We start from the raw sequence: 17040 nt of genomic DNA, 5'->3' as shown, positions 1-17040 counted from the left end.
TCATCCGTGTAGATGCGCCAGCGCATCATCCGTGCCTTATCCGTGGCCAAATCTTATGACAGGCTGATGGTGCGAATGTCGTAAATAATAGCCTTGTCCTGCGGCGTCAGCGTTGTATCGAAATTCAGCTTGGCGGTTGGAACAAGTGGATTCATGAACACCCGTTCGCATAGTCGCGCACCAGGGTTTGCAACGGAAAGTATACCGTTCCAACACGCGTCATACGACACCTGATCGCAGTAGGAACCGAAGTCCGACAAGGAAAAGGCGTCGAAACGGCCCAGTTCACGCATATCGGCCAAGCCGCCATCGACGATGCGCAGACGGTCGAGACGACTGCGGACGAAATTCAGATGGTGCGGACGAAGATGGACCGGCAATGCGTTGACATCATGGCGGCCGTAGAAAATCAGCCAGGCAAAATCGCTGTCGCGAAAGAAGAACTGACTGGCCGCGCGGCGAAAGGCACCGGTCAGGCGTTCGACGCAAACATCGGGGCTGGGCAAAAAGGCCCCGCCGGGTTCTCCGATGATGTGCTGCCAGAAGCCGCGTGCGCAAAGCAGGCGGATGGCCGAACGCCATAGGGCGTCATCGAAATGTTGCGCCCAGATGGCCGCCTGATCTTCCAGTGATTTCGCGGCGAACAGGGCGTCGATATGGCGACCGCGCAGCAGGCGCGTACCCAGGGCGCCAAACCGCAGGACCTTTTCCCACCGTCCGGCATACCAGATGCCGTTGCGGAGGGTATGTAGGCGTGGCTGCCAAAAGGCAATATCCGCGGCGGCGAGGGCGGTTTCAACCCTGCGATAGAGGGCGAGGCGATCGCCCGGCGCCAGGCCCAGGAAGGCGTAGAGGTCGTCCCTATCAAGCGTGCGGATGGCGGCAATTTTCAACGCCAACAGGCGGTTCTGCGCCGGGTTGAGGTCCAGGGCCACCACTTCGGCGACATCATCCGCCAGCAGGTCGAGCGGTCGCGTGCCGCTGGCCGTCAGGCACAGGACGCGGTCAGTCGGACGCAGGGCGAGGGCGCGGCGTTCGGTGTCACCATCCTCGTTCGACGAGGTAAAGTTCAGGCTGGTGAAGAAATTCATACGCGGATAACCGGGGCCGTGGGGGCCGCGACGGGCATTTCGCCGCGCAACAGGGCGTCGATGCCGGCGCGCAGCAGGTCCTGGGGCGCGATATATAGGGGCGAGCGGCCAAAGGCGGCACGATTGGCGGCCACGGCGGTCAGGATCACGCGGTCCTCGGCGATAATGCGGCGAAACAGGTGTTTCAGCAGCCAGATCTGGGCGCGTGCGACCATCGACGTGCCGATCACCGACATGATGGCGAAGGCGCGAATACGCCCGCTGTCCGTGGGTGTCAGATGGAAACGGACGGCGAATTTGAGGGCGTCACCCTGCCGGTACTCGACCTCGGTCAGGTTGGGCGGGCGAAAGCGGTCGGTGATATGGTAGCCTCGGGTGCCCATAAACCGGCTCATAAAGCCATCGGGCGTGGCGGCCGGCGGATAACGGGCTTCGATCCAGTCAGCGCCCGTAACGATGGCGGGGACGATATGCCGGCGGTCTTCACTGCCGCGCAGATAGCCGGCATGGACCACCGAGGTGTGGGTGGTATCGAGGATGTTTTCGGCGAAATCGGCCAGGGTCGTGGTGACTTCGCCCGTCATGATCACGCTGGAGCTGCTGGTCATAAGCGGCGTTACAGGCAGACTCGTCGGGGGCAACTGGCGACTAGCGCCCGGCCACCACAGGAAGACCAGGCCGTCACCCTCTGCCGCCGCCAGGGCCAGAATATGGGCGGCCGGCGGTGCGCCGTCCAGCGCCGGCATGTGGGTGCAGGTGCCGCGGCCGTCAAAGCGCCAGCCATGATAGGGGCAGGCGATCCGGCCTTCGATGATCCGGCCCATCGACAGGGGCGCGCCGCGATGCGGACACAGGTCGAGGACGGCGTGGAGCCCATCCCGGCTACGCCATACGGCATAGGCCTGGCCGTTGAAAACGAGGCGATGGGGCTTGGCCTTCAGGTCACGCGACAGGGCAACGGCATACCAGCCGGCCCGAAGCCGCGCCGGATTGGCGCCATGCCCTGATTGATCGTCCATATCGCTGCCCCATTTATTTGAACAATGTTCAATATGACGGAAGCGGCGAGAAATGGCAAGAGGGGAGCGTTACGAGCGGCGGTAATTCTCGTCCTGGTCGTCGGCATTGGTTTGTTCCTCGGTGCCGTCGATATAGACCTTGACCTCGATGGTGCCGTCCGTCAGTTCGCTTTCCTCGACGCGATTGACAATGGCCGGGCCGCCGAAGCGGTCGCGCAGTTCGGCATCATGGATGCGGTGTTCGGGAACCGGCGGGGCCGTAAAGGCGAAGCCGTCGGAGGCATAGACTTCTTCGCCGGTATTGTTGTCGATCAGGTGATAGGTATAGGTCGTCATGATGCGTCTCCTTGGGCTGGCATGCCACCTATAGCGCTAGCCGTGATCGGCATAAGTTGTCCATGATCAATTCAACCCGAAATATTTGATGTCGTGAACTTTCCGGGATGGATCCAAAAGGCGTTTATTGACCGTGTGCTCGCGCTACAGCCACTCCTTGCGCCTGAACCAGAAAAAGGTGCCCAGGGCCGCCGCGATCATCAGACCGATGGCGAACGGATACCCCCACAGCCAGTTGAGCTCCGGCATATGGGCGAAATTCATGCCGTAGATGCTGGAAATCAGGGTTGGCGGCAGGAAAAACACCGCCGCTATGGTGAAGACTTTGCTGATCATGTTCTGTTCGACATTGATCATGCCGAGTGACGCGTCCAACTGAAAACTTATCTGGTTGCCGAGGAAGGTCGATTGATCGGCCAGGGTCTGGGTTTCATGCAGCAGCACTTCGATCCGGCGCTTGAGGGCGGAATGTTCATTTGCCAATTCGTCGCGATAATAGTTGAGCAGTCGCAGGAACGAGCTCAGGCTCTCATAGGTTTTCGCATTGCGCTTGTTCAGGCTGCCCAGCTTCTGCAACAGTCGTCGCATGATAAGCGAAGGATTGCCCTGCTTGTTCTCAAACGCGTGGTCGTCGAAGATCTTGTACGACAGGTCGTCCAAACCTTGATCGATCAGTTCGGCATGGTAGGCCACGCGGGCCACCATCTCTTCCAGCAGGCCCGACACGATATGGTCAGGTGTTGGGAAATTCTTTGCGCTGCCGCTCAGCCGGCGTTGAAAATGTTCGAAACTGGTCGGGTAGATGTAGCGTATGGTGACCAGGCAGGTCTCCGCCACGATAAAGGTGATGGCGCTGGTCTTGGGATGGGCGCCATCGCTATGATGGATGACGGCGGCGTTCATATAGACAACGCCATTGTCAGCATACATGTGATTGGTAATGTGGTTGCGCCAGATTTCTTCGCGGTTCGGAATGGTCACGCCCAGCAAGGCCTTCACGCGGCGCTCATCTTCAAAACTGGGGTTATTCAGGTCGATCCACACCGGATTGTCGGGGATGGCATGGTTCGGCCGCGCGAAAGCCTGCTCGATCCGGTCGCCTTGACGGTAGAAGACGGTCATCATCGGCGTGCGCTTTACGAAGACTGGTAACCGTCAAGCTATAGAGGTGGTTTTTGAAGCTTTTACGACAATGGGGGCTGTGGCCGCTGCGAACTCAGGCTGTTAAACCGCTGTTGGCGCCAGCCGCAATTCGATGACAGTGACGGCCGGTCCGCGTGAGGAGGGGGGCACCGACAAGGTGTAACCATCGCCCTGTGCGCTCCATGTCACGACCTCGCCGGACAGGTTCCTGGCTTCAAGGACCTTGCCGGGCAGGCGCGGCAGCGACAGTTCGTCCGCAGGCCAGCCGACGATATGGACGAAGACGCTGTCGTCGGCGGTTGTCGTGCCATAGACGTCGTCGACGGGCTGGAGCGGTCCCGGGCGCGTGCCGTAGACAGCCTGGCCATGGCGTTTCAGCCAAAGGCCAACGCCTTTCAGTGTCTCGGTTTGCTTCGGCGGAATGACACCGTCGCGGTCCGGACCGACATTGGCCAGGACATTTCCATTGCGGGTCACCGCATCGACGAGCAGCCGCACCAACTGGTCGGTGCTCATCACCTTGTCTTCCGGTGTATAACCCCACCCGCCCTGATTAATGGAGAAAGCTTTTTCCCAAGGGCGAGGACGAATTGGGCCGGTGATGGGGCTTGGCCCTTCAGAGGTATCGAAATCGCCCTGCCAGCCCGAGCGCGGATTGATGACGATCTCCGGCTGATAGGTGCGTACCATTTGGTTCAGCTTGTCCGGTTCCCAGAACCAGGCGGCGTCGGCATCCGTGCCCTTGTGTGCCAGCCACCCGCCGTCCCACCACAGGATGTCGATGTGGCCGTAGCGGCGCATCAACTCCTCGACCTGGGCATAGGTTTGACGCTTGAACAGCGCCGCATTGTCGGGAAGTTCCTTCGGGTGGAAATAGGCCGGGAACCGCCAATCGAGCGGCGAATAGTAAAGTCCGACGCGCAGACCTTGCCCGCGGACGGCCTTGACGAACGGCGCAACCAGATCGCGATGCGCCGCCGAATGCATGGCGTCGAAATGGCCGTAGCTGGCTGGGCTGTCCCACAGGGCGAAGCCGTCGTGGTGGCGCGCGGTCATCACCATGTAACGGGCGCCGGCCGTTTTCGCCAGACTGGCCCAGTTGTCCGGATCATAGTGGCGCGGGTGGAATTCCCTGGCGAGTTTCGCATAGTCTTCCGGCGAAACCTTGTCATTGAACATATGCCACTCGCCCTTGGCGGGGATCGCGTAGAGCCCCCAGTGGACGAAGACGCCGAACTTGGCGTCGCGCCACCACGCCATGTCCTTTTCAGGCAACAGCAGGTCGGGGGCCAGGGTCGGGTCGGTATTGGCGATCTTCTGCGCCGATCGCTGCTCGTCGGTCAAGGTCTGGGCGGATAGTGTAGACGGCGCGAGCGCAGTTGCGGCCAGGCTGATTAACAGATGGCGACGATCCGGCATGAGTACTCTCCCCTTTTTACGGCCACGCTAAGCGACACATAGGGCATTTTCAATAGGAAAAATAGTTTCAGATATGATTGTTGGCTAACCATAGCCGGCCGAATTATCGTTTCGGGGTCAATACGATGACGCCGCCGCCCGCTGCCGTCATGGCGAGCGAGACATGTCCCTTGGCCGTTACTTCCGAGACGCTTTTGCTGACATCGTTCGGGCTGGAGCCATCGCTCCACTGTTGCGCGGAAAATGTGCCCTTGCCCAGGAATGAGAGGGGCAAATCAACGGTGCGGCCCTGTTCGTTGGTCATGGCACCGACATACCAGGTGTCGCCCTTGCGGCGGGCGAGGGCGACGTAGGTTTCAGGCGTGCCCCCGATAAAGCGTGTTTCGTCCCAGGCGGTCGGAACCATCTTCACGAAGTCGAAGCCGGGCGCATCGACATAGACGCTTGGGTCGTCGGACACCATCTGCAGAGGGCTGTCATAAACGACGTACATAGCGAGGGCCTGACCGCGGGTCGATTGCGTCATGGGCATGATTTCGCGCTCAGCATAGGTATCGGGCGTGGCATTGTGAAAACCACCCGGCGTGTAATCCATCGGCCCCAGCAACATCCGCGTATAGGCGAGCCGGACATTGTGGGCCGGAGTCACAAATTTGCTGAACTTGTTCCACTCGGCGCCCAACACGCCTTCCTGCGTAATGTAATTCGGGAAGGTGCGCTGGAGGCCGGCCGGCGGATAGGCGCCGTGCATGTCGAGCAGCAAATGCCGTTTCGCAGTCGCCTGGGCCAGGTCATGGTAAAAATTCACCATGACCTGGTCGTCCCGTTCCATGAAATCGACCTTGATGCCCTTGATGCCCCAGCCCTGATAGGTGTCGAGGACCTTTTCCATATGCGGTTCGACATGGCTCCAGTGGGCCCACAGGAGCAGTCCGACATGCCGATCCGCCGCATATTGCACCAGGGCCGGCATATCTATGGCAGGATCGGCCCGCGTGACGTCGGTATTGGGATCGGGATAGCAGCAGGGCGTGGCGCCGTAAGCCCAGCCGGCATCGATCAGGAAGTACGGAAAACCGGAAGCGGCCGCGAAGTCTATGAACCGCTTATAGCGTTCCATGCTGGGCTTTTCGCCCGCGGTCGGCCCCGACCACCAATCCCACGCGACCTTACCGGGCTTGACCCACGAAAAGTCGCCCTGGGCCTGTGGGGCAAGATTGCCGACCAGGTTCGACGGGATCAAGTCGCCCGCCCGATCGCCCATCATGATGACCCGCCAGGCTGTCGAAAGGCCATCAGGGGACTGTACCGCGACGTCCGGATTGCCGGGCAGGGTTGTGAGACGCACGTGCAGCCCGTTGGGCACAGCCTCAAGCCCGCTGCCGGCGTAGCCGACGATGTTGGACTGCGCGATGGCAAAATGCGTCCGGCCGCTGGCCGAGGCGCACACGGCCGGCATGTCGTAGAGCTTGGTGGTCGCGAGCTGGGAAATTTTCAGGTTGGTCCAGGTCATTTCGTGGGGGCCGGCATATTCGCTGACTTCGCACGCCGCATCGTTCGGGAACAGGAATCCCGTCGCCTCGCCCTTTACGGCGTAGCCGGCGCCAGTGGGCAGACGATAGCGGAAGGCGATACCCCCATTATAGGCCCTGGCCTCGACGGACACTTCACGATGAAGGCCTGTGGTCTCACGGTAGGTCACAGTGATACCGTTATAGGCGTCGACCGCGCTATCGGCCTTGGTGGCGACCAGTTTTATAGTTTGCCGGCGCCTGTCCTTGTGCACGCCGACGGCGGACATGGGCGCGTAAGGCGCGGCCTGCGAAGGCACCAGACCGAGGGGCGACGATGCGACAATCTCTTCTCCGTTGCGATAGACCGAGTAGTGGGCGCCGTCCTGCGACAATTTAAATTCAACCGACTTGTCTGGCGATGTGATGAAAAGAGCCGATGCTGCCACGGTCAAGATTGCGAACATAGAGAGTATAGTCCTGTTTATAGAGTGGAGATTGCGATCGGTGCTCAGGCTTCATCGCCAGATCAGGCACGCTAATATCACAAGTGATATTAAATTTCACAGGTAAATTTCACTCAATTTTTATGGGTGCCCCGAAATTGCTGGTTGGCGGACTGCCGGATCGCTGGCCTGGGTGCTGCACAAGGACGTCGGCGATGCCAGCCTCAACCCATCATCGACCAAGTCGGTGACGATCCCTCGCAGGTCCTCGCCTGGCAGCGCGTATCAGCGTGTGTTCGATTTAAAATCCGGGATTGCGGCATTGTCTATCAACAGTTCGGCGACGACGCGTCTCAGCTTCGTATTTTCTTCTTCGAGCTCACGGATGCGCCTCATCGCTGGAAGATCGCCACGAGCCATCACAAGACGGCAGAGCTTGTCGGCGAGTACGTACCCCGTCTGGCCCTTCGGAAGTTCGATATATTCCCGACGTTCCAGCACGCGGACCATGCGAAACAGCTCGTTGGCGGACTTGTTCAACTTTCCGGAAATTCTTGCAAGCGTCATTGGCCTGCCGGCCCGGGCCAGCAGTTCAATAATGTCGAGACCTTTATCTAAGGCGGGGGCCCGGTAGTCCGGCGGCGAATTGTCGAGCGCCTCAAGAGATCCGCAAGTCGTGGTGTCTCGTATCATCATTTTCATTGTATGCCCTGCAACCGACAGTCGCGACCGCCTCAGCGCGATTCTTTGATCGTCCTTCGGCTGGCGGCGCGTCACGATTTAGACAGCATCATGACTGCAAAAGCGCTCACATCCTAACCGTCAGAAAACATTTGCTAATTTAAGAAATCTTCATTAGGGGTGTTCGGTAAATCGTTCGCACTGCTCGGAAATGTAACAATGCCAAAATCCACATACAGCGTCCTATTTGTGGATGACGACCCGGATGTAAAAAAGACAGCGGAATTTCCGCTGCGAAAGGCGGGGTATGAGTTTTATAGCGCTTCCAGCCCTGCCGAAGCCATAAGTCATCTTGTTTCGAATTCAATCGACGTCGTCCTTCTCGACCTGAATTTTTCAAAAGGACTAACCACCGGCGAAGAAGGACTGGAGTGCTTACGCAACATCCTCAGACACGATCCTGGTGCGATCGTCATCGTTGTTACGGGCCATAGCGGACTATCGATTGCCATTGAGGCTTTGCAGGCCGGCGCCGCCGATTTTATCATGAAGCCGTGGAATAACGAGCGATTGCTCCAGGCGATTGCGAAGGCCGTGGCATCGCGGCGGCACGGTACGGCCGAGGCGGATGACCCGTCCATACTCGTGGGCGAAACTGAGGTCATGAAGCGGGTGTTGGCTGCGGTCGATCGCTGTGCGCCCTTGAACATTCCGGTCCTGCTGACCGGAGAAGCTGGGACCGGAAAGACACTGGCGGCGAAAATTATTCATCGTCAATCTGGTCGCACCAACCTGACAGTCGTGGATGCCGGCGCACTCACGATCTCCGACCTGGATGACAACCCCGACAAAACGCTTTTGCTGGAAAATGTTGACCGGCTCGATTCGGGGAACATTCCGCATTTGGTCAATTGGATCTATGCCGCACCCAGAAGAAATAGCCGCCTGATCTCAACGACGACAAAACTCAGATCACAGGTCAGCATGGATCGCGGTCTGACCTATGCTATCAGCCGGTTAGATTTCGCAATGCCTCCACTTCGCGACCGACGGGACGACATAGTCCTGTTAGCTGAGCACTTTGTACGCGTTATGTGTCAGCAGCTTAGTATCAAAATAAAGAGTTTGGCGCCCGAAGCCAAAACGCTCTTGTCGGCGCAAACCTGGCCGGACAATATTCATGAATTGAGGTATGTCGTTGATAACTCTGTCTTGAACACTGAGGGAGACGTCATTTCCAGGGCCGAACTCGAGCTGGATAGTCGCTCAGAGCTTGGATTGGCCGCGGTGAACGTCAGCCTGGCTGCCACGGAAAAGACTATGATCGAGGACGCGCTCAAAAGGAATAATTCCAATGTGACCGCGACCGCCAGCGAACTGGGCCTCAATCGGAACGCGCTTTACAGGCGAATGGCGAAATATGGTCTTTAATTCCCGTAGCTTTCAAATGCTGGTGGTCGGCGCGCTAATCGCCATGTCGATCTTTACATACGACTCCGCCATAAATGGACGTTGGGCTAACCTCGTGCTCGGGGGCTGCCTTTGCGCCGCTCTGCTAATGGCCGTGGCGGCAACCTATGAGATACGGCATGTCACAAGCACGGACCCCTTGAGCCCGGCGAAAACGAGCCCCGAAAACCATTATACCTTGTTCGACCAGTTGCCGATGCCCTTGGTAAGTTCGTCGGACGGAACGGTTCTGATGGCGGTAAATCGCGCTGCGCGGGCACTCTTTGAGACGGATGATGTTATTCGAACCGGCACTGGCGAATTATCCAGGGCGCTAAGCGAACCCATATCGAGTTCACGGCCGATTTTGCAGATTCAGGGACGACGATACGCCTTAAGCGTCAGCGAGATTTTTTCCGAAGGCGCTTCTGTCAGGATGGCTGCACTCACTGACGTCCAGGGCGAGATCAATAAGGCGGAAGCATCGGCGTTGAAGGATACACTGCACATACTCAGCCACGAAATTATGAACTCGTTGACACCTGTATCCGCCCTGGCCGATACCGTTGACGGCTATCTGCAGTCGGACCCGAACCCGGCCGCCCAGCCGGCGAAGGAAGCCCTGGAGATGCTGGCGCGGCGCGCCAACAACCTGACCCGGTTTATCGAGGCCTATCGTTCCGTGGCTCGCCTTCCGGACCCTGTACTGCAACCGGTCGATCCGGGTCGACTGATTGTGGATCTGATTTCCGTATTGCGGCACCACCCGATGGCGATCGATATCGACTTCCAGCTTGAACTTGCTGATAATCTCCCGAAAATTGCCGTGGACGAGTCGCTGGTAGGTCAGGCCATGATAAATATACTGACGAACGCGATTGAAGCGACTGAAGACATTGCTCCTCCACGGCGCATCGGTTTGACCGTACAGGTGTTGCGTGAGAATCTTGTCTTCAAGATTTCTGATAATGGCGTAGGCGTTCCGGAAAGTATAAAAAAAAGCATGTTTATGGCATTTACGACGACGAAGTCAAAAGGCACAGGTGCCGGCCTGAATCTGGCTCGACAAATTGCGCTTGCCCATGGCGGAAATCTGGAACTCCTCGAGACAGTTGGCAGCTGGAAGACAACATTTGCATTCACATTCCCAGTCAACCTTTAGGGCTCAATCGACTCTAATGTTTATAGATAGGGCAGGTCCGGGACTTCAATGGCGCTGATAAGCCTTCACGATATATACCATGCCTATGGGGACACCGACCACTCTGTGTCGGCCGTACACGGCGTATCATTGGAGATCGAGGCTGGAGAATTTGTCGCAATCGTCGGACCATCCGGTAGCGGCAAGACGACACTGCTGAATATCGTCGGCACCTTGATCCGGCCCACCAAAGGACGATATATTTTTGACGATAAGGATGTGAGCGCCCTGTCCGTTTTTCAACTCGCACAGATCAGAGCGGCACAGATCGGATTTGTCTTCCAAAACTTCAATCTTATCGACCATTTGACCGTCTACGATAATATTAAACTTGGATTGCGCTATCGTCGCGATCGCCGGAAGGGTAGTGAACGCGACCGGATTGTAGCGATAATGGACCAGGTTGGCCTAAGTCATCGAGCCAACCATCTGCCCCATCAGCTGTCGGGCGGGCAGCAACAGCGTTGCGCAATTGCGAGGGCCATAGTCGGTGACCCTCAGGTTATATTGGCCGACGAGCCAACCGGTAGTCTGGATTCCAGAAACGCAGCGCAGGTCGTGAGCATTTTGAGAGACTTGAACACCAAAGGTACGGCGCTGATCATGGTGACCCATTCCATGATTCAGGCGGACCGCGCCTCGCGCGTCCTGGAAATGCATGAAGGCAGAATTCCCAATTCGAGTCGATGGCAATGACGGAAAGTTGGCATTGGAAAATACTTTCCGCTTTGCGACTTATTTTTGGGCGATGGGTAATTTATCTCCTGATGATCAGCGGGCTGACACTTGGTTTTTGTACAGCCTTGATCATAGGACTTTATGTTCGCAATGAACTTACCTTTGATAGCTTTCTACCAGGTGCCGACCAGATTTACCTGATAGCGACGAAATATGGCGCGGAGGGCCAGTCGCTCATCGAAAGCGATATGGCCCCAGCGGGCGTGGCCAGATGGGTTAAAGCCGACCTTCCCAACGTCGAAGCCGTGGGGCGGCTCATACCCTCGGAATGGCCTCTTTTGACCACCCGTAAAAAGACGAGGGGACAATTCTATTGGGCAGATCCAAACATCTTCGACATACTGAAATTGCCTGTTGCCCGGGGCGATTTGAAGACGGCTCTGACCGAGCCCGGAAGCGTCGTTCTGACCGAAAGGATGGCCATTGCCTATTTTGGTCGTGCCGACGCCATTGGCCAAAAGCTTATGACATGGGACAAGATTGGACTTCATGTCACCGCTATCTTGAAGGATTTTCCGGCAAATACGAGTTTGGACCGGGAGATCTTTATTTCCGGTCGCGGCGTTTTTAGCGAAATATCGGTCCTCGACGCCAAATCGATCGCCTTATGGCCAATTGCCTATACTTACATCACATTTAAACCGGGCACCGCAGTGGTTGAAACCGAACAGGCGCTCTTGCGGATCGGCCTAAGACAGTGGCAAGGCGAAAACACTGTACCGGTCGGTTTTGAGCTTATCAGAATGCCTGAGCTGCATTTTCATCCGCCCGGTGACAATCAAATGAAGCCGCGTGGCCACTGGGAGCTGGTCATATCTCTGTGCGCGGTAGCACTTATTGTTATTACTCATGCGGGAGTCAACCTGGCCGGACTCATTCTTGCCGAAGCCAACGAACGCGGCGACGAAATGTCTCTGCGGGCTGCTCTTGGAGCCAGTCGCCACGACCTGATCTGGCAAGTCATTCAGGAGGCCTTATGGGTAAGTTGCTTCAGCGCCCTGACGGCCACGGCCCTGGCCGAACAAATCTTGCCGGCCTTGAATAGTGCGTTTGCCCTGGGGCTGTCGCTCTGGAAAGAGCCCTTCGGCCTGTCCGCCGCGATTGTTGGAAGCGCTTGTCTTTTCGGCTTGCTCAGCGGGCTGTTTCCGGCACTCATCGTGTCAAGGCCCTTTCGTTATAGTGAGTCAACGTCAAGGTTGACGACTAAACTTCATCGGTCTGGACGGTGGCGAGGCTGGATCGTCGCTCAGCTGGCCCTTGTGATTGTGTTGCTGATTGCGGCGGGGACCATGTCCCGGCAATGGGCCTATGCCACGGGCGCGGCGCTGAATTTTGATGGCGCCAACGTCTTATTGGTCAAACACACCGATTGGCGCTTTTCCCTTAAAGTCTCTGCTTTCATCTCGAACTTGCGAACCGTCGAAGGGGTTGAAACCGTTGCAGAATCCTTCGGCACGCCGACGGCAGGATTTATTCGACCCGCCTGGGTTAAGGGGCGTGACGGGCGATTGATCGCCTTGGCGCGAAATTCTGTCTCACCGGATTTCTTTGAAGTTTTTCACGTGCCGTTCCTGGCCGGCGGCAATATGACGGGCACCTATGTTTTTCCTGACGCGCCAAAAGAGATTATCCTCAACAATTCTGCTGCACGGGCTCTTGGATTTTCCGCACCAAGCAGCGCGATAGGCAAGACCGTAGAGTATGACGCCGATCAGTTACATTTCCGGTCTCGTATTGTCGGCGTAATTCCGGATATGCGATTTGCACCTGTATACGAGCCTGTTCAGCCGATGGTTTTCGACAATGATGGCACTTATTTTTCACAGATCAGCATTCGTATAAGTCCTGATCATCCCGACAAGACTATAGGCCGGATCGATCAACTGTGGGACAGCTTGACGGCTGGCGAGGTGCCCATCATTCAAAGTACGTTTCACGACTATCTCACGGACCAGTACGCCGAGCTGCACCACCAAATTCTCGTCGCTGGAATTGTATCCTCTGTCTCGGCTGTCCTGTCGATCCTTGGATTCGTCGGGCTGTCCATATTCCAAACTCGCCATCAGGTTCGGGAAACGGCCATTCGGCGCGCCCTGGGAGCCTCTTTTCTCGACATTGTCCACGATAGGCTGAGTGTTTTTTACGGTCCAATCCTGATCGCGAATCTGGTCGCCTGGCCAGCAGCCTGGATACTCATGGGTGGCTGGCTCGATTCCTTCGCGGATCATATCCCGCTATCCATTGGCGACTTTTTCGCGGCGGCCGCGATCTCATCCGGCTTCGCGCTCATCGTGTCTGCGGTGTATTCCACGATTTCAACGATGGATCCGTCGATATCGGTCCTCGGCAGCGAATAAATAATCTTCCGGGCAACCACGGCACAAATGACCGGCTATCAGTGTTCGTATCCGAGCAATGCGAACGACCAACGCCGTGCATCGCGCGTCAAATCAATTATAATATTAATATATTCAATGGTTTAGATTTGAAGGCCGAAGCTGCTAACTTGTGCAGGCGCGGTCAGGGTTCAGCCTAATTAAATTGCAGCCCGTACCTAACCCACCTCCGCTGAGGTGGGTTTCTCGCGTCACAACAAATAGTCGGAGCGGTGATCCACACCAGCCCAGGCATCAATGAAACACGGTCCTAGAGGGAACAGAGATGAAGTATTTTACACGCAAATCTTTATTGGGGGCAGGCGCGTCGGCTTTGGCTCTGGGCGCAATCGCCCTGACATCGGGTCAGGCGCAAGCGCAGAGTGCCACGCCTGACCCTACGCCGACGGCAGAAGCCGCTGACAGTACGGTCGTCGTCGTTACCGCGCGCCGTAAGGCGCTGCAGAACGCGACCGAGCGCAAGAAGAATTCCGACACCATGATCGATTCCATAGTGGCCGATGAAGCGGGCAAGCTTCCAGACAATTCGGTCACAGAAGTTCTGCAGCGCGTCGTTGGCGTCTCGATCACGCACTCCAGCCTCAGCGATCCGAACCATTTTCTCGTAGAGGGGTCCGGTTTGCAGATTCGCGGCTTGAACGGGGTTGCCAGTTTTGTGAACCGGCGCGAAGTTTTCAGCGCCAATGGTGGCACCGGCCTGCAATGGGGTGAGGTAACGCCGGAACTGGGTGCATCTTTTGACGTCTACAAGGCCAACCGGGCCGACATGATCGAAGGTGGTACGGGTGGGACCATTGATATGGGCACCAGAATGCCCTTTGACTACAAGAAGCCGGAAGCGGATATCACTCTAGGCGCCAACTATGGCGACCTGGCAGGAAAGGTGTCGCCGACCATCTCGGGGCTGGTTACGCGCCGGTTCGATACGCCTGTCGGAGAGATGGGGCTGCTTCTCGATCTGGCCTATTCGAAACTTGAATCGGGCGATAATTTCATCCGTACAGAGCCGTATGCTTCAACCTATGTGCCTTCCCTGAACAAAAACGTCTTTATCCCTTCGGGATTCAACTTCGGCAACGACTTTCAGACTCGTGAACGTCGTGGGCTGTATGAAGCCTTTCAGTGGCGGCCGAATGACAATTTGACCATCTGGCAATATTTCTTCGGGTCTGCTTACAATTCGACGAGCTTGGGTACGGAATCCAATATTGGGGGCGGCAAGCCTGAAGTCGACGGTGTGGTCTTGCCGGTTCCGGGGGCGGATGCAGTTTACGACAGCCACGGCGCCTTGCTTGCCGGTACAGTCAAAAGGTATGGCGGCTCATTCGGCAACAATGGCTCTACTATCGGACAGGGCTGGCTGTCTCCCGAGCAACAAGTAAGCTGTAACGATTCTTATGGCGGTATGTATCACAGCACGCTGAACTGGAGTGTGTTCCCGCCGAATTGCACCGTGGCACCGTTTAAGATGACGGGGCAGTCTATCCGTGGACGGGCTATTCAAATGGGGGCGACGGTCGATGCAAGCCAGGGATTTACCTGGAACGCTTCTGAGAAGCTCCGCGTTAAAGGCGCGCTGCAGTACGTAAGGTCCTGGGCGGGCCAGGATCTCATGAACGTCGGGGTGGGCCAAAGTTCTCCGTCTCTGAACGGTTATTCATTTGACATCCGCGGCGATGGTGTTCCGCATTTGGCGATCACGGACACGTCGGCCCTGGCAAACCAGAGCAACTATACGTGGGATTGGATGGGCACTATACGGCCGAGAAATCTTGGCACCATGGCGGCGGCCAACATCGATCTTGATTACGAACTGAGTGGCGGATTCTTCCGCACGGTGCGCGGTGGAGTGCGTCTCGCGGATCACTGGGAACATGATAATTTCCACGGCTCTTATTGGGCGCCCCTGGCCAATGACTGGGATGGCGGCAACTGGACCGGAGGTCCTAACGCATACCCCAATGGCAATTTCCACCTTGATAAGGTGCCTGCCGACTCCGAACTCTATGTCTTCAAGGACTTCTTCCGCGGCGAGGCGACGGCACTGCCGGACTTCTGGTATCCGAGCGAAGCTCTGATGAAGGGCATGGATTATAATTATTTCGGTGCAACCTATGGCTTCGATCACGGGTCGGAGACGCGACCGTATAGCAGTGAGGCGGAGCGGCTCTTTGGCGACGATCCAATTCAACAGGTTAAAACGCGCGTATTTAACAAGGCGCTTTACATTGAGGGCGACTTCAAGTCGGATGAATGGCACGGCATTATTCCGCCTTTCAGCGGTAATCTCGGCATGCGGGGTGTTCAAATCACACTCCAGTCGACTGGCAACCTCCAGCAGACCTATATACCCTTCTACGCAAGCCAAAACGACGCAAATGCTGATCTGGAGGCTCATAATGGTGTGGCGACGAATTTTAACTACCTGATTCCCACATCTACGCCGGTTGAGGCGGAGTTCCGATATTCGCGCGTTTTGCCCTCGCTGAACCTCAATTTCAAACCGACGGACAAGTTCTTTATTCGCGCAGCGATAACCCGGACAATGTCGCCACCGGGCTATGGCAGCGCAAATCCCTCCTATCGTATCACGCTTGAGAACGCGGTAGGGAACACCCGTAATACTGGTCAATCTGTCGACCCGGTTACCCATGTCGTTACTCCGGGTAAAACCTACCCGGTGGTTGGCGGCAATTGGACTGTGCAATACGGTGGCAACCCACACTTGAAACCAACCATGTCAAACAACTATGACCTGGCGTTCGAGTGGTACAAGAGCGATAGCTTCAACGCGCATATGTCTTTCTTCTATAAGGATCTTCAGGACGAAATCGTACAATATGATAGTCGGTTTAATGGAAGCGGTGAGCAGGTTAAGGCCAATTTCTTTTGGCATAATGCAGCCACGGGGAAGGACGAGATTAAGGAATTCTCTGCTTCCACGAACCAACAGGTAAATTGGCCCGGCAAAGCCAATCTCAAAGGTGTCGAGATGGGTCTGCGCAAATATCTCGACAACCTTCCGATCAAAGGGTTCGGCGTCGAGGCGAACTTTACATATCTGGAAAGCTATCTGCCGCAACCTTCCGGCACTGATGTATTGTTCCATCCGTTCGACCGAAAGTTCGCGCTTCCTGGACTCTCCAGGTACAATTACAATATCAATCTCTACTATAGCCGCCATGACTGGGACATCAATTTAGCCTATACTTGGAGGAGCCGTTATCTCGAGAATACGGCGGCAAACGGAACAACGGGTGATTACCGAGTATTTACCGAGAGCACCTATAGGTTGGATTGGCCGGAACGGGACAACCCAGTTACAGGCTCGCCCCGCCAGCACTTTAGTCTGCCGACCTATGCCGACGACTATGGCACCCTGGATTTCGGTATGAGTCACAAGTTCACTGATCACGTGCGCGTATCGATCCAAGCCAACAATATCCTGGACGCCAAGTACAAGACGGTCATGGAATTGACGCCTGGCTGGTTTGTAACGCGCAGCTATTACATCTCCGATCGTCGCGTGAACTTTAATCTTTTCTTACGCTACTAGAGCGCAATCCAAGAAAGTGGACGCCCCACACGGGCGGCCACTTTTTGGTGAATT

The 17040-nt window shown here is 56.5% G+C and carries 12 protein-coding genes; 5 read left to right on the top strand and 7 right to left on the bottom strand.

What is annotated here, in order from left to right; all coding sequences use genetic code 11:
• Positions 1–53 precede the first annotated feature (53 nt).
• From AC1DXO_RS11840 to AC1DXO_RS11810, 7 genes are all read right to left on the bottom strand, one after another.
• The gene (locus AC1DXO_RS11840) at positions 54–1091 is read right to left on the bottom strand and encodes a DUF3419 family protein (RefSeq protein WP_476978354.1); all 1038 of its coding nucleotides are present in this window, start codon (positions 1089–1091) and stop codon (positions 54–56) included.
• Positions 1088–2110: a Rieske 2Fe-2S domain-containing protein gene (locus AC1DXO_RS11835; protein ID WP_476978353.1), complete on the bottom strand. Its 1023-nt coding sequence runs from the start codon at positions 2108–2110 to the stop codon at positions 1088–1090. Before AC1DXO_RS11835 ends, AC1DXO_RS11840 begins: the two co-directional genes overlap by 4 nt.
• Before the next feature lie 69 nt (positions 2111–2179).
• Entirely contained in the window at positions 2180–2446 is a 267-nt protein-coding gene (locus AC1DXO_RS11830; RefSeq protein ID WP_476978352.1) for a hypothetical protein, read from the bottom strand.
• 144 nt (positions 2447–2590) lie between these two features.
• Positions 2591–3571 (bottom strand): magnesium transporter CorA family protein, encoded by a 981-nt coding sequence (locus AC1DXO_RS11825; RefSeq protein WP_476978351.1) that lies wholly within the window; start codon positions 3569–3571, stop codon positions 2591–2593.
• Positions 3572–3670: 99 nt separating this feature from the next.
• On the bottom strand, positions 3671–5008 hold the full coding sequence (locus AC1DXO_RS11820; RefSeq protein ID WP_476978350.1) for an alpha-L-fucosidase: 1338 nt from the start codon (positions 5006–5008) through the stop codon (positions 3671–3673).
• A 103-nt stretch (positions 5009–5111) separates the two neighbouring features.
• Positions 5112–6986, bottom strand: a complete 1875-nt coding sequence (locus AC1DXO_RS11815; RefSeq protein WP_476978349.1) for a glycoside hydrolase family 97 protein — start codon at positions 6984–6986, stop codon at positions 5112–5114.
• A 264-nt stretch (positions 6987–7250) separates the two neighbouring features.
• A complete protein-coding gene (locus tag AC1DXO_RS11810; RefSeq protein ID WP_476978348.1) occupies positions 7251–7667 on the bottom strand; it encodes a helix-turn-helix domain-containing protein in 417 nt (138 codons plus the stop codon).
• Between the two features lie 198 nt (positions 7668–7865).
• On the opposite strand from AC1DXO_RS11810, the gene AC1DXO_RS11805 reads away from it, so the two are divergent.
• The 5 genes from AC1DXO_RS11805 (at position 7866) to AC1DXO_RS11785 (ending at position 16986) form a co-directional block, all read left to right on the top strand.
• Positions 7866–9077 carry a sigma-54-dependent transcriptional regulator gene (locus AC1DXO_RS11805; protein WP_476978347.1) on the top strand — a complete coding sequence of 404 codons (1212 nt, stop codon included), beginning with the start codon at positions 7866–7868 and terminating at the stop codon, positions 9075–9077.
• A complete protein-coding gene (locus AC1DXO_RS11800) occupies positions 9067–10257 on the top strand; it encodes a sensor histidine kinase (protein WP_476978346.1) in 1191 nt (396 codons plus the stop codon). Before AC1DXO_RS11805 ends, AC1DXO_RS11800 begins: the two co-directional genes overlap by 11 nt.
• A 48-nt stretch (positions 10258–10305) precedes the next feature.
• Positions 10306–10992, top strand: a complete 687-nt coding sequence (locus AC1DXO_RS11795) for an ABC transporter ATP-binding protein (protein WP_476978345.1) — start codon at positions 10306–10308, stop codon at positions 10990–10992.
• Positions 10993–11063: 71 nt separating this feature from the next.
• A complete protein-coding gene (locus AC1DXO_RS11790) occupies positions 11064–13391 on the top strand; it encodes an ABC transporter permease (protein WP_476978344.1) in 2328 nt (775 codons plus the stop codon).
• 304 nt (positions 13392–13695) lie between these two features.
• A complete protein-coding gene (locus AC1DXO_RS11785) occupies positions 13696–16986 on the top strand; it encodes a TonB-dependent receptor (RefSeq protein WP_476978343.1) in 3291 nt (1096 codons plus the stop codon).
• The last annotated feature ends 54 nt before the right edge of the window (positions 16987–17040 follow it).

The organism is Asticcacaulis sp. P2_C5, assembly GCF_056404555.1.
This window is presented reverse-complemented; position numbering and strand designations above follow the sequence as displayed.